Raw genomic sequence first — 16,442 nt, forward strand, 5'->3', positions numbered from 1 at the left:
GAACCGCCGCGAAGACGGCCATGAGGTCGCGCATGCTGGATCGGACGCAGGATATTTCCATCGCCGCGCAAGGCTGGCTCGACGACTTCGAGCGCACCTTAAGCAGACCTGATCCCGCGACGCTGGACCCGCTCTTCCTCGCCGACGGCTTCTGGCGCGATGTGCTGGCGCTGAGCTGGAACCTGCAGACAATCGCGGGCCGCGATGCGATCACGCAGGAGCTGACGGCGCGCGGGCCCAAGGCGGCGCCGACCCATTTCAAGATCGCTCCGAACCGCGCGCCGCCGCGCTGGGTGACGCGCGCCGGCACCAACACCATCGAAGCGATCTTCCACTTCGAGACCGCGATCGGCCGCGGCAGCGGCATTGTCCGGCTCATCCCTGACACGGCCGACGGCGACCGCCTGAAGGCATGGACCCTGCTGACAGCGCTCGACGAGCTCAAAGGCTTCGAGGAACAGCTCGGCACCTCGCGGCCGCGAGGCCAGGCCTATTCGCGCGACTTCCGCGGGCCCAACTGGCTCGACCAGCGCAACGCCGCGCGCGCTTATGCCGACCGCGATCCGGCCGTGCTGGTGGTCGGCGGCGGCCAGGCCGGGCTCGCGATTGCGGCGCGGCTGAAGCAGCTGAAGGTCGACACCCTGATCGTCGATCGCGAGATGCGGATCGGCGACAATTGGCGCAAGCGCTATCACGCACTGACCCTGCACAACCAGGTGCAGGTCAATCACCTCCCCTACATGCCGTTTCCGCCGAGCTGGCCGGTCTATATCCCCAAGGACAAGCTCGCCAACTGGTTCGAGGCTTACGTCGATGCGATGGAGCTGAACTTCTGGACCGGCACCGAGTTCGAGGGCGGCGCCTATGATGAGGCCAAGGGCAACTGGACCGTGACGCTGCGGCGCGCCGACGGCAGCAAACGGACCATGCATCCGCGCCATGTGATCATGGCGACCGGCGTCAGCGGCATCGCCAATATTCCAGAGATTCCGACGCTCCACAATTTCAAGGGGACGCTACTACATTCCAGCCGCTACGAGGACGGCGAGAGCTGGACCGGCAAGCGCGCCATCGTCATCGGCACCGGCAACAGCGGTCACGACATCGCGCAGGATCTTCATTCCAGCGGCGCCGAAGTGACGCTGGTGCAGCGCTCGCCGACACTCGTCACCAATATCGAGCCGTCGGCGCAGCTGGCCTATGCGATCTACAATGAGGGCACGCTCGAGGACAACGATCTGATCGCGGCCTCGATGCCGACGCCGCTCGCGAAGAAGACGCATGTGATGCTGACCGAGCAGTCGAAGCAGCTCGACACGGAGCTGCTCGACGGCCTCTCCCGCGTCGGCTTCAAGCTCGATTTCGGCGAGGCCGGCACCGGCTGGCAGTTCAAGTATCTCACCCGCGGCGGCGGCTACTATTTCAACGTCGGCTGCTCCAACCTCATCGTCGAGGGCAAGATCAAGCTCAGGCAGTTTTCCGAGATCGAAGGCTTCGTTGCCGAGGGCGCGCGGATGAAGGACGGCTCGATCATTGCCGCCGACCTGATCGTGCTCTCGACCGGCTACAAGCCGCAGGAATATCTGGTGCGCAAGCTGTTCGGCGACGGCATCGCCGCTCGCGTCGGCCCGGTCTGGGGCTTTGGCGACGGCTTCGAGCTGCGCAACATGTATGCGCGCACCAAACAGCCCGGCCTCTGGTTCATCGCCGGCAGCCTCGCGCAATGCCGGATCAACTCGAAATATCTCGCGCTGCAGATCAAGGCGATCGAGGAAGGGATTTTGGGGCGGACGTAACCACAATCGTCATTCCGGGGCGCGCGTCAGTGCGAACCCGGAATCCATTCATCCACGAAAACGCCGTATGATGGATTCCGGGCTCACGCTCCGCGTGCCCCCGAATGACAAAAAGGAGAGACCACCCATGCCAGCCATTCTCGGCACCGGCGAGCACCGTTACCGCGTCGTCGACAACTTCGCGAAATTGCCGGACGGCTGGCAGCTCACCGATGTCGCCTCGGTCGCGGTCGACAGCAAGGACCGCGTCTACGTCTTCAACCGCGGCGCCCACCCGATGGTGGTGCTGGACCGCGAGGGCAATTTCCTGCGCAGTTTTGGCGAGGGCCTGTTCTCGCGCGCGCACGGCCTGCATATCGACGCCGATGACAATCTCTATTGCACCGATGATGGCGACCATACCGTGCGCAAATGCACCACCGACGGCAAGGTGCTGCTGACGATCGGCATCCCCGCAAAGCCGGCGCCGTTCATGAGCGGCGAGCCGTTCCACCGCTGCACCCACACCGCGCTGTCGCCGAAGGGCGAGATCTACGTTTCCGACGGCTATGGCAATGCGCGCGTGCACAAATTCACGCCCGACGGCAAGCTGATCAAGAGCTGGGGCGAGCCGGGCACCGATCCCGGCCAGTTCAACATCGTGCACAATATCGCGACCGATGCCGACGGCTGGGTCTATGTCGCCGATCGCGAGAACCACCGCGTCCAGGTGTTCGACGGCGAGGGCAAATACGAAACGCAGTGGAACAATCTGCACCGCCCCTGCGCGCTGTGCTGCTGCGGTGGGGCCAAGAGCCCGACCTTCGTGATCGGCGAGCTCGGCCCCGGCCTTGCCATCAACCGCGATGTGCCCAATCTCGGGCCGCGGCTGTCGATCGTGGACGCCAAGGGAAATCGCATCGCGCGGCTCGGCGGCGAGGAGGGGCCGGGCGTCGCCAGCGGCAAATTCCTGGCGCCGCACGGCATCGCGCTGGACTCGAACGGCGATATTTATGTCGGCGAGGTCGGCGTCACCAACTGGCAGACCAGCTTTCCAGACGAGGAGATGCCGGCCGCGGTGCGCGCGACGCGCTGCCTGCAGAAGCTGGAGCGGGTACCGGAATGAGGCGTCGGCGCCTGCCCGGCGGTTCCGGGCCAAGCCTCGCCCGGCCCTCTCCGAATCACGGCGTTTTTGGGCACTTCGCCACCCCGCCGCCGCATTGGCCGCGGCTGAATAAGTCGCTCGACGGGCTTCACAATCCCGTCACGCTGCATGTAGTATGTCAATACATGCTGCTTCGCAGCGTACATTGGAGGCCGGGAGCGTTACTTGAACGCACATGTCTCGCAAGGCAGTTGGCCGGTGTTGGTGCTGAATGCGGACTTCCGGCCGCTGAGTTACTACCCACTGTCGTTGTGGTCGTGGCAAGACGCGATCAAGGCGGTGTTCCTCGACCGCGTCAACATCGTCGCCCATTACGACCAGGCGGTTCGAAGTCCCACGCTGGAAATGCAGCTGCCCAGCGTCGTCTCGCTCAAGTCCTTCGTCAAGCCGACCACCCACCCCGCCTTCACCCGCTTCAACGTCTTCCTGCGCGATCGCTTCAACTGCCAATATTGCGGCTCGCCCGAAGACCTCACCTTCGATCACATCATCCCGCGCAGCAAAGGCGGCCAGACCACCTGGGAGAACGTGGTCGCGGCGTGCTCGCCGTGTAATTTGCGCAAGGGCAACCTCACGCCGGCACAGGCAAGAATGTTTCCGCGCCAGACCGCGTTCGCACCGACCGTGCACCAGCTCCACCGCAACGGCCGCCTCTTCCCGCCGAACTATCTGCACGACAGCTGGCTGGACTATCTGTACTGGGATACGGAGCTGGATCCGTAAGGGCGGGCCAGCGCGCTCTGCTATCCCCGCTGCAAAGCCAGCGTCACGCCGCCGAGCGTGAGCGCCATCGCTGTCCATTCGCGGTAGCCCAGCGGCTCGCCCAGAATGATCGCGGCGGAGACGACGCCGATCACGGGCACGATCAGCATGCCGGTCGAAGCCGAGGTCGGTGGCAGGCGGCGCAGCGTCTCGAACCAGGTGACGTAGCAGAGGCCCATCGGCACCAGCGTCATGTAGACGAAGCAGCCGAGCCCCAGCGGGGTGATCGCGGTGACGTCAGGACGCTCGAACAGCACGCCGAGGACCAGCATCGTGGCGCAGCCGACCCCGACCTGCCAGGCGACGACGACCAGGGGCGGCATCGGCAGCGGCTTGCGGTTCAGCACGTTGCCGAGCGCGAACAGGATGGCACAGAGCAGTGCGAGCACAATGCCGACCAGCTTGTCGGTGCTGAACGCAAAACCGTTGCCGCTCAGGAGCAGCGTGACGCCGGCAACGCCGAGGACCAGCCCGAAAACATCCCGTCGGGCCGGTCGCGTGTGCAGCACCGGCCAGGCGAACAGCATCGCCCAGATCGGCATCGTATAGGCGAGCAGCGCGCCCTCGCTCACGCTCACATACTTCATCGCGACCGTGCCGAGACCCATCCAGGCAAGGACGTTGGTGAAGGTCGCAAACAAGAGCCGCGGGACCGCCTCGCGCGGAACGGCGAAGGATTCCTTCCGGCTCAGCACCAGGGCGCCGAGAATGAGCGAGGCGCACACGCCCGCAAGCCCGCGCGCGAACAAGGGTGGCCATTGCTGCAGCAACAGCTTCATCAGCGGCCAATTCAACGCCCAGCCGAACGCCGTCACGCAGAGGCAGAGAGAGCCGATCGTCCTGTCGCGTCGCGCCGTGTCCATACCCAGCGCTTAGCAGGCCGGGACAGGTCGCTCCACCTCGGCTGGTGCATGCGGGCCATCGCGCAGGACGGAACCGGACTGCCTGGTGCTCGTTCAAGTGATAGCACACGCATCGACGCGTGCAGCGCAACCGAGGGAGGGCATGATGCCTGCAGCTGAGAGAGACCATATCTACAAGATCCTGGACCTGGTCGGATCGTCCGAGACCTCGATCGAAGACGCGATCAAGAACGCCATCAGCCGCGCGTCGAAGACCATTCGCGAGATGAAGTGGTTCGAGGTGGTGCAGACGCGCGGCCACATCGAGAACGGCGCCGTCGGTCACTATCAGGTCACGTTGCGCGTCGGCTTCACGCTCGAAGAGTGACTACGGCCCTCGCGTCGGAAGCGATCCGCAGGACTCGCGAAGGGCGGCCTCGGACCCCGCCATTGACCCGCTCTCAGCCAGCATTGTAGCTTCAGCTCTGTACTCGGAGCGGCCGTATCGGCCGGGGCTAGAGTGTTGCTGTGGTGGATGCGGTCAAGCTCGTCCTGTTCGACATGGACAATGTCCTCTGTCGGTACGACAGGAGCAAACGGGTGGCGTATCTCGCCGAGCTCGCAGGGGTCACGGGCGAGTTCGTCTACAACGCGATCCGGCTTCGAGGCGCTCGGCGATTGCGGCGCGCTCGATGCCTCGGATTATCTGCGCGGCTTCGGCGAACGCATCGGCTACCCGCTGTCGTTGGAGGAGTGGGTCGAGGCGCGGCGCTGTTCCATGCTTCCCGATCACGCGATGCTGGAGATTGCCGACAGCTTGCGTCGAGCCATCGACATCGCCGTCCTGACCAACAATACCACGCTGGTCGCCGACCACATCGAGACGCTGCTGCCGGACCTGCGTCCGCTGTTCGGCTCCCGGATCTACGCCTCGGCCCAATTCAAGACCGCCAAGCCGGACCCGCACTGCTATCGGCTCTGCCTCGCAGAGCTCGCGGCGAAACCGGAGACCGTCCTGTTCGTCGACGATCTCGCAGCAAACGTCGCCGGCGCGCGACAGGCCGGCCTGTTCGCGCATCATCACACGTCCGTGGAGGCTTTCAGGCAGGCTCTGTCGGAGCACGGCCTGCCGCTCGACTGAACCTGCGTTTCGTCAGGCCAGATGGCACGCCACGAAGTGCCCGCCCGCACCCTCCTTCAGCACCGGCGCGCTTTCCGCGCAGCGTGGCTGGGCGATCGGGCAACGGGTGTGAAAGTGACAGCCGGAGGGCGGCTTCATCGGGCTCGGCACGTCGCCCTTGAGGCGGATGCGCTCGCGCTTCAGCTTGGGATCGGGCACCGGCACCGCCGACAATAGCGCCCTGGTGTAGGGATGCTGCGGGTTGCGGTAGAGGTCGCTGGCTTTGGCGAGCTCGACGATGCGGCCGAGATACATCACCGCGACGCGGTCGGAGATGTGCTCGACCACCGAGAGGTCGTGCGCGACGAAGAGATAGGTCAGGTTCAGCTCGGCCTGGAGGTCTTCCAGGAGATTGATGACCTGCGCCTGGATCGACACGTCGAGCGCGGAGACCGGCTCGTCGCAGACGATCAGCTTCGGCTCCACCGCGAGCGCCCGGGCGATCACGATGCGCTGGCGCTGGCCGCCGGAGAATTCGTGCGGATAGCGGCGCATGTGCTCGGCCTTGAGCCCGACCTTGACCAGGAGGCCCGCCACGCGCTCCTCGCGCTCCCTCGGCGAGGAGGCGAGATTGTGGATGGTGAAGGCCTCGCCAAGGATCGCCCCGACCGTCATGCGCGGATTGAGCGAGGCGAACGGATCCTGGAATACCAGCTGCATGTTCCGCCGCATCGCACGCAGGTCGTTGCCGCCGAGCTTGCGCACATCCTGGCCGTCGAAGGTGACCTCGCCGTCGGTCGGCTCGATCAGGCGCAGCACGCAGCGTCCCGTGGTCGACTTGCCGCAACCGGATTCGCCGACGAGACCGAGCGTCTCGCCGCGGTTGACCGAGAACGACACGCCGTCGACCGCATAGACAGTGCCGACCTGGCGCGACAGCAGGCCGCCGAGGACCGGGAAATGTTTCTTCAGGCCGCTGACGCGGAGCAAGGGCTCGCTCATGACGCGGCTCCCAGGTTCGGATCGCCGAGATGACAGGCCATGCGGTGACCGGGCGCGATCTCGCGCAACAGCGGCTCCTTCTCGGTACAGACATTCATGGCGAACTTGCAGCGCGGCGCGAAGCGGCAGCCGACCGGCGGGTTGATCAGGATCGGCACCGAGCCACCGATCGCCTCGAGCCGCGTCTTGTGCTCGCTGTCGAGATCGATACGCGGAATCGAGCGGATCAGGCCTTGCGTATAGGGGTGACGGGGATCGCCGAAGAGGTCGTCGACGGGCGCCTCCTCCACCACCTTGCCGGCATACATCACGACAACGCGCTGCGCGGTCTCGGCGACGACGCCCATGGCATGGGTGATCAGCATCACCGCCATGCCGAAGCGCTCCTTCATGTCCTGCAACAGGTCGAGGATCTGCGCCTGGATGGTGACGTCGAGCGCGGTGGTGGGCTCGTCGGCGATGATCAGCTTCGGCTTGCAGGCGAGCGCCATCGCGATCATCACGCGCTGGCGCATGCCGCCGGAGAACTGGTGCGGATAATTGTGCACGCGGCCTTCGGCATTGGGGATCTGCACCAGCTTCAGCATCTCGATGGTGCGTTCGAGCGCCTGCTTCTTGGTCACGGCTTCGTGCCGGCGCAGGCTCTCGGCGATCTGCTCACCGATCGTGAGCACCGGGTTGAGCGAGGTCATCGGCTCCTGGAAGATGAAGCCGATCTCCTTGGCGCGAATCTCGTCGAGCTGGTTGCTGGTCAGCGGCACCAGATCGCGGCCCTCGAAGATGATCTGGCCCGCCGCGATCCGGCCCGGCGGCATCGCGATCAGCTTCAGAATCGACATCGCGGTCACGGTCTTGCCGCAGCCGGATTCGCCGACGACGCAGAGCGTCTCGCCCTTGTTGATGGAGATGTCGACGCCGTCGACGGCCTGGAGGATGCCGTCATCGGTGGAGAAGTGGGTTTTCAGGCCCTTGATCTCGAGCAGCGGCGCCATCAGATCACCCGTCGCGCATCGAGCGCGTCGCGCAGACCGTCGCCGATGAAGTTGATGGCGACCACCGCGATGAAGATCGCGCCGCCCGGAAACAGCGCCCAGTGCGGGCCGATGTCGAGAAAATCCTTGGCGTCATACAGCAGCCGGCCCCAGGTCGGGGTATCCGGCGGGAAGCCGAGGCCGAGGAAGGACAGCGTCGATTCCGCGATGATCGCGGCGGCGACGTCGATGGTGCCGGCGATGATCACCGGGCCGACCGCATTGGGCAGGATGTGCCGCACCACCTGCCGCACCGGGCTGGCGCCAAGCGCACGGGCGGCTTCGACGAACTCCTTTTCGCGGATCGACAGGAATTGCGCACGCACCAGGCGCGCGACCGGCATCCAGCGCAGGCCTCCGATCACGAGCACGATCAGGATGAAGATGCCGCCTTCGGGGCCGAACACCTGCTTCAGCCCGTCGCGGAACAGATAGATCAGCAGCAGGAGCAGCGGCAGCTGCGGCAGCGACAGGAACAGGTCGGTGAGCCACATCAATCCGTGTCCGAGCGCGCCGCGCGACATGCCGGCAAGCGCACCGATCAGCGTGCCGATGAAGACCGAGACCAGCATCGCGGCGAGCCCGACCGCGAGCGAGATGCGGCCGCCATAGATCATGCGCGCCAGAATGTCCTGGCCGAGATCGTCGGTGCCGAAGGGATGGGCGAGCGAGGGTCCCTGTAGCCCTGCGACAATGTCGATGTCGTTGATCTTCACACGCCACACGAAGGGCCCAAGCACGACGGCAAGGACCAGAATGAGGAGCAGGAAGGCGCTGACGACGGCGAGTTTGTGGCGGCTGTAACGCCGCCACGTCTCGCGCCAGGGCGAGTAGACGCCCCGCTCAGCGGAGGGAGATGCGAGGGTCAAGCCAGCCATAAAGGACGTCCGCGATGAGATTGAACAGCACCACGAGGCACGCGAAGACGAAGGTGACGGCCATCACCACCGGCGTGTCGTTGGAAAGGATGGAGGAGATCAGCAGCGAGCCGATGCCGGGAATGCGGAAGATCTGCTCGGTGACGATGGCGCCGCCGAACACCGCGGGCATCTGCAAAGCGATCAGCGTGACCACCGGGATCATGGCGTTGCGCATCACGTGCTTGACGATCACCGTGGCCTGGCCGAGGCCCTTGGCCCGCGCCGTGGTGACGTAGTCGAGCCGGATGACGTCGAGCATCGCCGAGCGCACGAAGCGCGTCATCGACGCCGCCTGAAACAGGCCGAGCACCGCCACCGGCATGATCGCCTGACGGATCATCTCCAGCACCCAGCGGATGCCGGTCGCCTTGATGTCGGTGGTGTAGACGAAAGGCAGCCAGTCCAGCGTGACCGAGAAGATCAGGATGAACAGGATGCCGGTGAAGAAGGTCGGCAGCGAGAAGCCGACGAAGGCGAGCGTATTCGCGATCTGGTCGAACAGCGAATACGGCCTGGTAGCGGCATAGACGCCGACCGGAATCGCGATCAGCAGCGCCAGGATCTGCGCCGAGCCGATCACGTAGAGCGTGGCCGGCAGGCGCTGCAGGATCAGCGTGTCGACGTTCATTCGGCTGACGAAGGAGAAGCCCCAGTCGCCGTGCAGCATGGCGTTGAGCCAGTGCAGGTACCGGAGATGGATCGGATCATCGAGACCGAACTTGGCCCGGAGTGCCGCCTGCACTTCGGGCGGCACGTTCGGATTGGTGGCCAGTTCGGAGAACGGATCGCCGGGCGCGAGCGCGAGCACGACGAACAGCACCAGCGAAATCGCCAGCAGGCTCGGAACGGCAATCAGGAGGCGACGCAGGACATACTGACTCATAGGGACAAATCCCGTTTAGCCTGCGCTCATGCCTCCCGGTACCAGTCCTGGATGTTGTCGGTGCGATTGGCCCAGCCCGAGAGCGCCGGCCGCAACGTGTTGGCGCAGGCATCCACCAGCAGGCGATGCATCACCGGAATGAATACGGTGTCCTGCCACAACAGGTCGTTGCACTTGATGTAGAGCGCGGCGCGCTTGACCGGATCGGTCTCGGTCTCGGCCGCAGCAATGGCGTCATCATACTCCTTGTTGACGTAGCGCGGGAAATTCTGCCCCTGCCACTTGTTCTCCTTGCTGGCTACATTGGCGGAGATGTAGCGCTTCATGTGCAGGGCCGGATCCGGCTGGGTCATCGGGATCTGGAATTCCTCGATGTCGGCATAGAACTTCGGGAACGTGTCGGGGTTGGCGACGTCAGACGAGAAGAAGACCGAGGCAACGACCGATTTCAGCTCCACGTCGATGCCGGCCTTCTGGCAGGCCTGCTTGACGATGGCCTGGGTCTTCTGGCGCGGACCGTTGGTCGAGGTCTGGTACAGAAGCTTGAATTTCTTGCCGTCTTTCTCGCGGATGCCGTCGGCGCCGACCTTCCAGCCGGCGTCATCGAGCATCTTCGACGCCTTCTCGATGTTGAACTCCCACGAGGTGTTCTTGGAGACGAACTTCTCGGGACCGTTGAGGTAGTTGGCCGTGGTGCGTCCGGCGCGGCCATAGATCGCTTTCTTGACGGACTCGCGATCCACGAGCAGGGCGAGCGCCTTGCGCACGTTCGGATCCGACAGGATCGGGTGCTTGGTCTTGATCGAGGAGCGCTCGCCGTCGATCTCGACGTTGGGGTCGGTGAAATTGATGGCGATGAACTCGATGTCACCGCCGGTGGCGTAGACGGTCTTGCCCTTGCCGCCCTTCTCCAGACGCAGCAGCACGTCGTCTTCGACCTGCATGTTCCAGGCGAAATCGAATTCGCCGGTCTGGATCACCGCGCGCGCCGCAGAGACGGCATCGCCGCCGCCCTTCATCTCGATGGTGTCGAAATGCGGGCGGTTGGGCATGTGATAGTCGGGATTGAGCTGGCCGCGGACCACGTCGCCCGGCTTGAACTCGACGAACTTGTAGGGACCTGTGCCCACCGGGGACAAATTGTTCGGCGCCTCGCGGGACTTCGAGCCCTTGTAGTCAGCGAACAGATGCTTCGGGATGACGCATCCATAAGCGCCGACGAACGCGTTGGCCCAGAACGGCGTCGGGTTCTTGAACAGGATGCGGATGGTGAGGTCATCCACCTTTTCGACCGTCATGTCTGCGTAGGTGCTGACGGAGACGGCGGCCGTGGCCGGATCGCTGGCATAGGCCCAGGTGAACACGAAATCGTCGGCAGTCAGTGGTTTGCCGTCGTGCCATTTGACGCCGGGCTTGATCTTCCAGGTCACCGACTTGGCGTCGGCGGCAAGGCCGCCATTTGCGACTGAGGGAATTTCGGCGGCCAGAATCGGATTGAGATTGCCCTCCGCGTCCCAGCTCGCGAGCGGCTCATAGAACAGACGCGAGCCGTCCTGGTCCTTGGTGCCGTTGGCAAAATGCGGATTGAGCAGCGTCGGCCCCTGCCACCACAACAGCTTCAGCGCGCCGCCGCCGCCGCGCTTGGTCGGAGAATAGGGATTGGGGCTCTGCGCCATGGCAACGCCGCCGAGCGCGAGGAGCTGGTTGGCCAGGGGAGCGGTGAGACCGACCGCGGCGAGGCGCTTGATGAAGGCGCGGCGGTCCATCCGCCCGTCCTTCACCTGACCGATCATCGAACGCAGTTCTTTGTCCAGCATGGTTGTCCCCCGTCTGGTGCCGGCATGGATGCAGGCGGCCGCTGGAGGCGACCGCCGGGTTTGGCTGGCGGTAGATGGCACACCGAATGGGGTGCACGTCAACTGGGACCGTGTGTATGCAAACGGTCTTCTGGCTGTCCGTTGGGCAAAATTGCGTTCCGCAGCCCATCCGTTCGGCAATCCAGCATTAAAATCTGCTGGATTGCGCGCTGCACTGCGGAAAATTTGTTCGCTGGATCAGACGAAGTATCGAGGCCGATTCTACGCCACGGACATGTCGAGCGGCGGCGCGACGTGATCCGGCAGCGGACAAACGTAAGGTGTCCTGGCCGTCCGCTTCTGGAGATCCGCCTTGGCGGCCTTGATGAGTTCCGGTTCCGTCAACGCCTTGATGCCGAGACCGGCCATCGCCTTGGCGGCCTGCACCATGGCCTTGTGCGCATGCGGGCTCTTGCCCTGCGCCACCACCTGCCAGGTGTGGAAGGGCGTGCCGATTGCAACCGTGGGTGCGTGCACCTGCACCGTCGGCACCACCCAGCTCACGTCGCCGACATCGGTCGAACCGACGAGCGGATTGCGCTTGGCGTCGAGCGGCACCAGGAAGTCGGCCAGCGGCCGATCGGTCGGCTCCATGCCGATCGCGTAATAGACCGACGCGATGTCCTTGTCGCTCAAGGTCGCACGGATCTGGCCGGCAAAGCTCTTGTCCGCATCGTCGAAATGCGGCGGTCCGAGCTCTTCCATCACCTGGTGCAGCGCCTGCTCCAGCGGCGCGTTCGGCAGGATGTTGGAGACCGCGGAGATGATCTTCATCTCGACCTTGGTCTCGGTCATCAACGCCGCGCCTTGCGCGATCTTGGACACGCGCTCGACCAGCTCGTTCATGCCGGGAAGATCGCGCGCGCGGATCGAATAGCGGACGCGCGCATGGGCCTGCACCACGTTGGGCGCGATGCCGCCGGTGTCGAGCAGCGCGTAGTGCACGCGCGCGTCGCTCGGCATGTGCTCGCGCATGTAGTTGACGCCGACATTCATCAATTCCACCGCATCGAGCGCCGAACGGCCGAGATGCGGCGAGGCCGCCGCATGCGAGGTGCGGCCGGTGAAGGTGAAATCGGCGCGCGTGTTCGCGAGCGACGGCGTCACTGCCACTTCCCAGAAACTGTGCGGATGCCAGGTGATGGCGATGTCGGCGTCTTCGAACGCGCCGGAGCGCACCATGAAGGCCTTGGCCGCGCCGCCTTCCTCCGCCGGGCAGCCGTAATAGCGCACGCGGCCGGGCACATTGTTCTCCGCCAGCCAGTCCTTCACCGCCGTCGCGGCGAGCAGCGCGGCGGAACCGAGCAGGTTGTGACCGCAGCCATGGCCATGGCCGCCGGTCTCGATCGGGCGATGCTCGGCGACACCCGCCTCCTGGCTGAGGCCCGGCAGCGCATCGTACTCGCCCATGAAGGCGATGACCGGACCGCCCTCGCCCCACTCGCCGATCAGCGCAGTCGGGATGCCGGCGACGTTCTCGGTGATGCGGAATCCCTGATGACGCAGCTCGGCGAGATGCTCGGCGGCAGACCGCGCCTCGGTGTAGCAGACCTCAGGCATGCCCCAGACCCTGTCGCTGAGGTCGATGAAACGTGCCTTGATCGTGTCGATGCCACGCCAGATGTCGCTGCGGTTGTCCATGCTTGTCGTCCGTGATCCCTTGGTCAAACGAAGCGGCAATGGTTAGCAGCTTCATGTTGGCCCGCCTAGAACCGGCGCGGACATCAGCCATGCGGCGCGGCCGGATCACATGACGTTTCGTGCACGAGGTGTTTCCAAGCCTTTCGAAGATTTCACGCACCGTTCTCCCGAATAGTTGGGAACGAGGCTTTCAAGACGGCCTACTCCGGCCTAAATTAGGCGTGCTTCGCGCGTCGCTCCGCCAGCCTTGCCGGAGCGATGCTCAGCCAGGAGAACTCCATGAGCACTCTGACCGAATGGAGAGTGCCGCCGGCGAACCAGCCGCGGGCGAGCGACTACGGTTTCGATCTCGACCGCGCGCTCGGCTCCGTCGTCGGCCTGCACGCCATCATCCCGCCGGACGCCTTCAGTGCCGAGACGCTGGGCACCGAACGCGCCGGCAACGGCGTCGTGATCGACGACGGCCTGGTGCTCACGATAGGTTATCTCATCACCGAGGCAGAATCGGTCTGGCTGCACCGCGCCGATGGACGCGTGGTGGAGGGCCATGCGCTCGGCTTCGATTCCGAGACCGGGTTCGGGCTGGTGCAGGCGCTCGGCCAGCTCGACATTGCGCCGCTGCCGCTCGGCTCATCGGCGGCGACGCGGATCGGCGACCGCGTCGTGGTCGGCGGCGCCGGCGGGCGCACGCGCTCGGTCGCGAGCCAGGTCGTGGCAAAGCAGGAATTCGCCGGTTACTGGGAATATCTGCTGGATGAGGCCATCTTCACCGCTCCCGCACATCCGAACTGGGGCGGCACGGCACTGCTCAACGAACGCGGCGAGCTGATCGGCATCGGCTCGCTCCAGCTCGAGCGCGAACGTGACGGCAAGGCCGAGCACGTCAACATGATCGTGCCGATCGACCTCCTGAAGCCGATCCTGGACGATCTGCGCAAGTTCGGCCGCGTCAACAAGCCGGCACGGCCCTGGCTCGGGCTCTTCTCGACGGAGATCGACAACCGCGTGGTGGTGATCGGGATCTCCGCCAACGGCCCGGCCGCCCGCGCCGAGCTCAAGACCGGCGACGTCATCCTCGCCGTCAACGGCGACAAGGTGACGAGCCAGACCGCCTTCTACAAGAAAATGTGGGCGCTCGGCGCCGCCGGCGTCGACGTGCCGCTCACCGTTCATCATGAAGGCGTCACCTTCGACGTCACGGTGACGTCGACCGATCGCTTCAAGCTCCTGAAGGCGCCGAAGCTGCACTGATCCAAGGGCTTTGAGGAAGCGGGCGATGACCGAGGCCGTGGTGGACGACATCGTGGCCGTGCTGCCGCCGCTGCTCAACGCGCTGGAAGCGCTCGGCTTCTTCCAGCGGCATCTGCATCCGCCGGCCTTCGCCACGGTGATGGATGCGATCGGTACGCCGGACCAGGCGCTGCAGACGGCGCACGCGGCAATCGGGGATTGGCCGGAACAGTTCGCTGGCCTGCGCGAGCGGCTCGATCGCGCCTGCGGCGAGACGCTCGCTGCCTTTGCCGGCATTCGCGAGGTCGAGCGAGGCCATGGCGATCTCGTCGCGGTGTTCCGCGCCCTGCGCCATGTCCCTCGCGCGCAGGAGGCGCTTTATCCGCTGGCGTCGCAGTTTCCGCCCGTGAGCGGCTTCTTCCTCAACGCCGCCAATCGCGACAATGCGGATTTGTTGTCGCGGCTCGAAGCCGGCGCGAGCGAAGATACCGGCATCTTCCACGACCACAACGAGCCTGGCAGCCGCGGTGGCTTCTCGGTCTATGTCCCCGAATATTACACGCCCGGGCGAGACATGCCGCTGGTGATGGCGCTGCATGGCGGCAGCGGCAACGGACGCGGCTTTCTGTGGAGCTGGCTCCGCGACGCCCGCAGTCGTGGCGCGATCCTGGTGGCGCCGACCGCGACCGGACCAACCTGGGCGCTGATGGGCGAGGACACCGACACGCCGAACCTCATGCGCATCCTCGAGGACGTGCGCAGCCGCTGGAGCATCGACCCCTCGCGCATGCTGCTGACAGGCATGAGCGACGGCGGCACCTTCTGCTACGTCACCGGCCTCGACGGCGCCTCACCGTTCACGCATCTCGCGCCTGTTGCAGCGACCTTCCATCCGCTGATGGCGGAAATGGCCGACGCAACGCGCCTGCAGGGCCTGCCTATCTTCATCACTCACGGCAAGCTCGACTGGATGTTTCCGGTGCAGACCGCGCGACAGACGCAGGCGGCGCTCTCCGCGGGCGGTGCCCAAGTCACCTATCGCGAGGTCGACGACCTCAGCCACACCTATCCGCGCGAGATCAATGCGGAGCTGATGCAGTGGCTGAACGGAGAATGAACAACCTCTCCTTAGATGCGCCGCATGGTCGCGGAACCATCACTCCGGGCCGACGTTATTGCCCGTCACCGGAGGTTCGCCATGCAGACTTTTTTCGGAATGATCCTGGGCGCGTTGCTGCTTGCGGGCGGCGTTTACGTCTATGATTCCATGCAGACGTCGTCGGTCGCCAATGGCGAGGTCGCGATCACCAAGCGCACCATCGTGAACTGGGACGTCGCCAAGGCCGATTGGGATGCGCTGCGCGATCGCGCGCACAAGGACTGGGTCCGGATCTCGTCGAAGTAGTTTCGTCCGATCGACATGAACAAGGCGCCGTCGCAAGATCCGCGACGGCGCCCTTTTTATTGCGCCCTGAAATACCGCCGGCTCAGTTCATCTTGGCCTTGCGGGCGTCGGCGATGACCTGCTCGAACTCGGCCATGCTGAGCGCGCCGGGCACGCGATACTTGCCGACGATGAAGGATGGGGTGCCATGGAATCCGAAAGCTTCAGCCTGCTCGTTGTTGCGCTTGAGGATGGCGTCGATGTCCTTGGCGTGCCCGGTGAGATCGCGCTTCAACCGGTCCATGTCGACCCCGGCGGCCGCGAGCAGCTCGTTGATGCGCGACTCGGTCAGGCGCGAGCTGACGCCGATCATGGCGTCATGGGCCTGGTGGTACTTGTTCTGGAATTTGGCCGCCAGCGCGCTCCGCGCGGCGGCGACCGAAACCGGCCCGAGGATCGGCCAGTCCTTCATCACCAGCCGCACCTTGCCGTCGTCCTGGACGACCTGGCGCAGTTCGGGCTCGAGCTTGCGGCAATAGGGACAATTGTAATCGGACCATTCGACGATGGTGATGTTGCCGTCGGGATTGCCTGCGACGGGCGTGTCGGGATCGCGCAGCACCTTGGCTTCGGTCAGCACCTCGTCATCCCCGGCCGCCGCGCGGGCCGGGACGATGCCACCTACCGCGAGAGCACCCGCTCCGATCAGCATCAAGGCTGCGCGCCGCGTCGGCGCAAGGCCACTCTTCCCAAATCCCGTCATATCTCGTCCCGTTTCGGTCCCATCTTGCGGAGATACGCCCGCGGACCAGCCATTGTTACGGGTCATAT

15 protein-coding genes and 1 pseudogene are annotated in these 16,442 nt (G+C 65.0%); 8 read left to right on the forward strand and 8 right to left on the reverse strand.

Going from position 1 to position 16,442, the window contains the following annotated elements; all coding sequences use genetic code 11:
* Positions 1-32: 32 nt before the first annotated feature.
* The 3 genes from N2604_RS37465 to N2604_RS37475 all read left to right on the forward strand — a co-directional run bounded on the left by N2604_RS37465 (position 33) and on the right by N2604_RS37475 (position 3,663).
* Complete coding sequence (locus N2604_RS37465; protein WP_260372927.1) at positions 33-1,796, forward strand: NAD(P)/FAD-dependent oxidoreductase; 1,764 nt, start codon at positions 33-35, stop codon at positions 1,794-1,796.
* A 127-nt stretch (positions 1,797-1,923) separates the two neighbouring features.
* Positions 1,924-2,901, forward strand: a complete 978-nt coding sequence (locus tag N2604_RS37470) for a peptidyl-alpha-hydroxyglycine alpha-amidating lyase family protein (RefSeq protein WP_260372928.1) — start codon at positions 1,924-1,926, stop codon at positions 2,899-2,901.
* A gap of 204 nt (positions 2,902-3,105) precedes the next feature.
* Complete coding sequence (locus N2604_RS37475; RefSeq protein WP_260372929.1) at positions 3,106-3,663, forward strand: HNH endonuclease; 558 nt, start codon at positions 3,106-3,108, stop codon at positions 3,661-3,663.
* Between the two features lie 20 nt (positions 3,664-3,683).
* Here the strand turns inward: N2604_RS37475 and N2604_RS37480 are convergent, their stop codons facing one another.
* Positions 3,684-4,565 carry a DMT family transporter gene (locus tag N2604_RS37480; protein ID WP_260372930.1) on the reverse strand — a complete coding sequence of 294 codons (882 nt, stop codon included), beginning with the start codon at positions 4,563-4,565 and terminating at the stop codon, positions 3,684-3,686.
* A 145-nt stretch (positions 4,566-4,710) separates the two neighbouring features.
* On the opposite strand from N2604_RS37480, the gene N2604_RS37485 reads away from it, so the two are divergent.
* A complete protein-coding gene (locus N2604_RS37485) occupies positions 4,711-4,932 on the forward strand; it encodes a dodecin (RefSeq protein ID WP_260372931.1) in 222 nt (73 codons plus the stop codon).
* 173 nt (positions 4,933-5,105) lie between these two features.
* A pseudogene (locus N2604_RS37490) lies at positions 5,106-5,685 on the forward strand (HAD family hydrolase).
* Between the two features lie 12 nt (positions 5,686-5,697).
* Here N2604_RS37490 and N2604_RS37495 read toward each other — a convergent pair.
* The 6 genes from N2604_RS37495 to N2604_RS37520 all read right to left on the reverse strand — a co-directional run bounded on the left by N2604_RS37495 (position 5,698) and on the right by N2604_RS37520 (position 12,997).
* Positions 5,698-6,666, reverse strand: coding sequence for an ABC transporter ATP-binding protein (locus tag N2604_RS37495; RefSeq protein ID WP_260372932.1), 969 nt, complete (start codon positions 6,664-6,666; stop codon positions 5,698-5,700).
* Positions 6,663-7,658: an ABC transporter ATP-binding protein gene (locus N2604_RS37500; RefSeq protein WP_260372933.1), complete on the reverse strand. Its 996-nt coding sequence runs from the start codon at positions 7,656-7,658 to the stop codon at positions 6,663-6,665. Before N2604_RS37500 ends, N2604_RS37495 begins: the two co-directional genes overlap by 4 nt.
* A complete protein-coding gene (locus tag N2604_RS37505; RefSeq protein WP_260372934.1) occupies positions 7,658-8,575 on the reverse strand; it encodes an ABC transporter permease in 918 nt (305 codons plus the stop codon). Before N2604_RS37505 ends, N2604_RS37500 begins: the two co-directional genes overlap by 1 nt.
* Positions 8,541-9,500: an ABC transporter permease gene (locus N2604_RS37510; protein WP_260372935.1), complete on the reverse strand. Its 960-nt coding sequence runs from the start codon at positions 9,498-9,500 to the stop codon at positions 8,541-8,543. The genes N2604_RS37505 and N2604_RS37510 overlap by 35 nt, the downstream gene beginning before the upstream one ends.
* Positions 9,501-9,526: 26 nt before the next feature.
* A complete protein-coding gene (locus N2604_RS37515; RefSeq protein ID WP_260372936.1) occupies positions 9,527-11,317 on the reverse strand; it encodes a peptide ABC transporter substrate-binding protein in 1,791 nt (596 codons plus the stop codon).
* Positions 11,318-11,578: 261 nt separating this feature from the next.
* On the reverse strand, positions 11,579-12,997 hold the full coding sequence (locus N2604_RS37520) for a M20 family metallopeptidase (RefSeq protein ID WP_260372937.1): 1,419 nt from the start codon (positions 12,995-12,997) through the stop codon (positions 11,579-11,581).
* Between the two features lie 279 nt (positions 12,998-13,276).
* On the opposite strand from N2604_RS37520, the gene N2604_RS37525 reads away from it, so the two are divergent.
* The 3 genes from N2604_RS37525 to N2604_RS37535 all read left to right on the forward strand — a co-directional run bounded on the left by N2604_RS37525 (position 13,277) and on the right by N2604_RS37535 (position 15,632).
* Entirely contained in the window at positions 13,277-14,248 is a 972-nt protein-coding gene (locus N2604_RS37525; protein WP_260372938.1) for a S1C family serine protease, read from the forward strand.
* A 25-nt stretch (positions 14,249-14,273) separates the two neighbouring features.
* Positions 14,274-15,344: a phospholipase gene (locus N2604_RS37530; RefSeq protein WP_260372939.1), complete on the forward strand. Its 1,071-nt coding sequence runs from the start codon at positions 14,274-14,276 to the stop codon at positions 15,342-15,344.
* A gap of 81 nt (positions 15,345-15,425) precedes the next feature.
* On the forward strand, positions 15,426-15,632 hold the full coding sequence (locus N2604_RS37535) for a hypothetical protein (RefSeq protein WP_260372940.1): 207 nt from the start codon (positions 15,426-15,428) through the stop codon (positions 15,630-15,632).
* A gap of 82 nt (positions 15,633-15,714) precedes the next feature.
* Here the strand turns inward: N2604_RS37535 and N2604_RS37540 are convergent, their stop codons facing one another.
* Entirely contained in the window at positions 15,715-16,374 is a 660-nt protein-coding gene (locus N2604_RS37540; protein WP_260372941.1) for a DsbA family protein, read from the reverse strand.
* Positions 16,375-16,442: the final 68 nt, after the last annotated feature.

It is taken from the genome of Bradyrhizobium sp. CB1015 (genome assembly GCF_025200925.1).
Classification (GTDB): Bacteria; Pseudomonadota; Alphaproteobacteria; order Rhizobiales; family Xanthobacteraceae; genus Bradyrhizobium.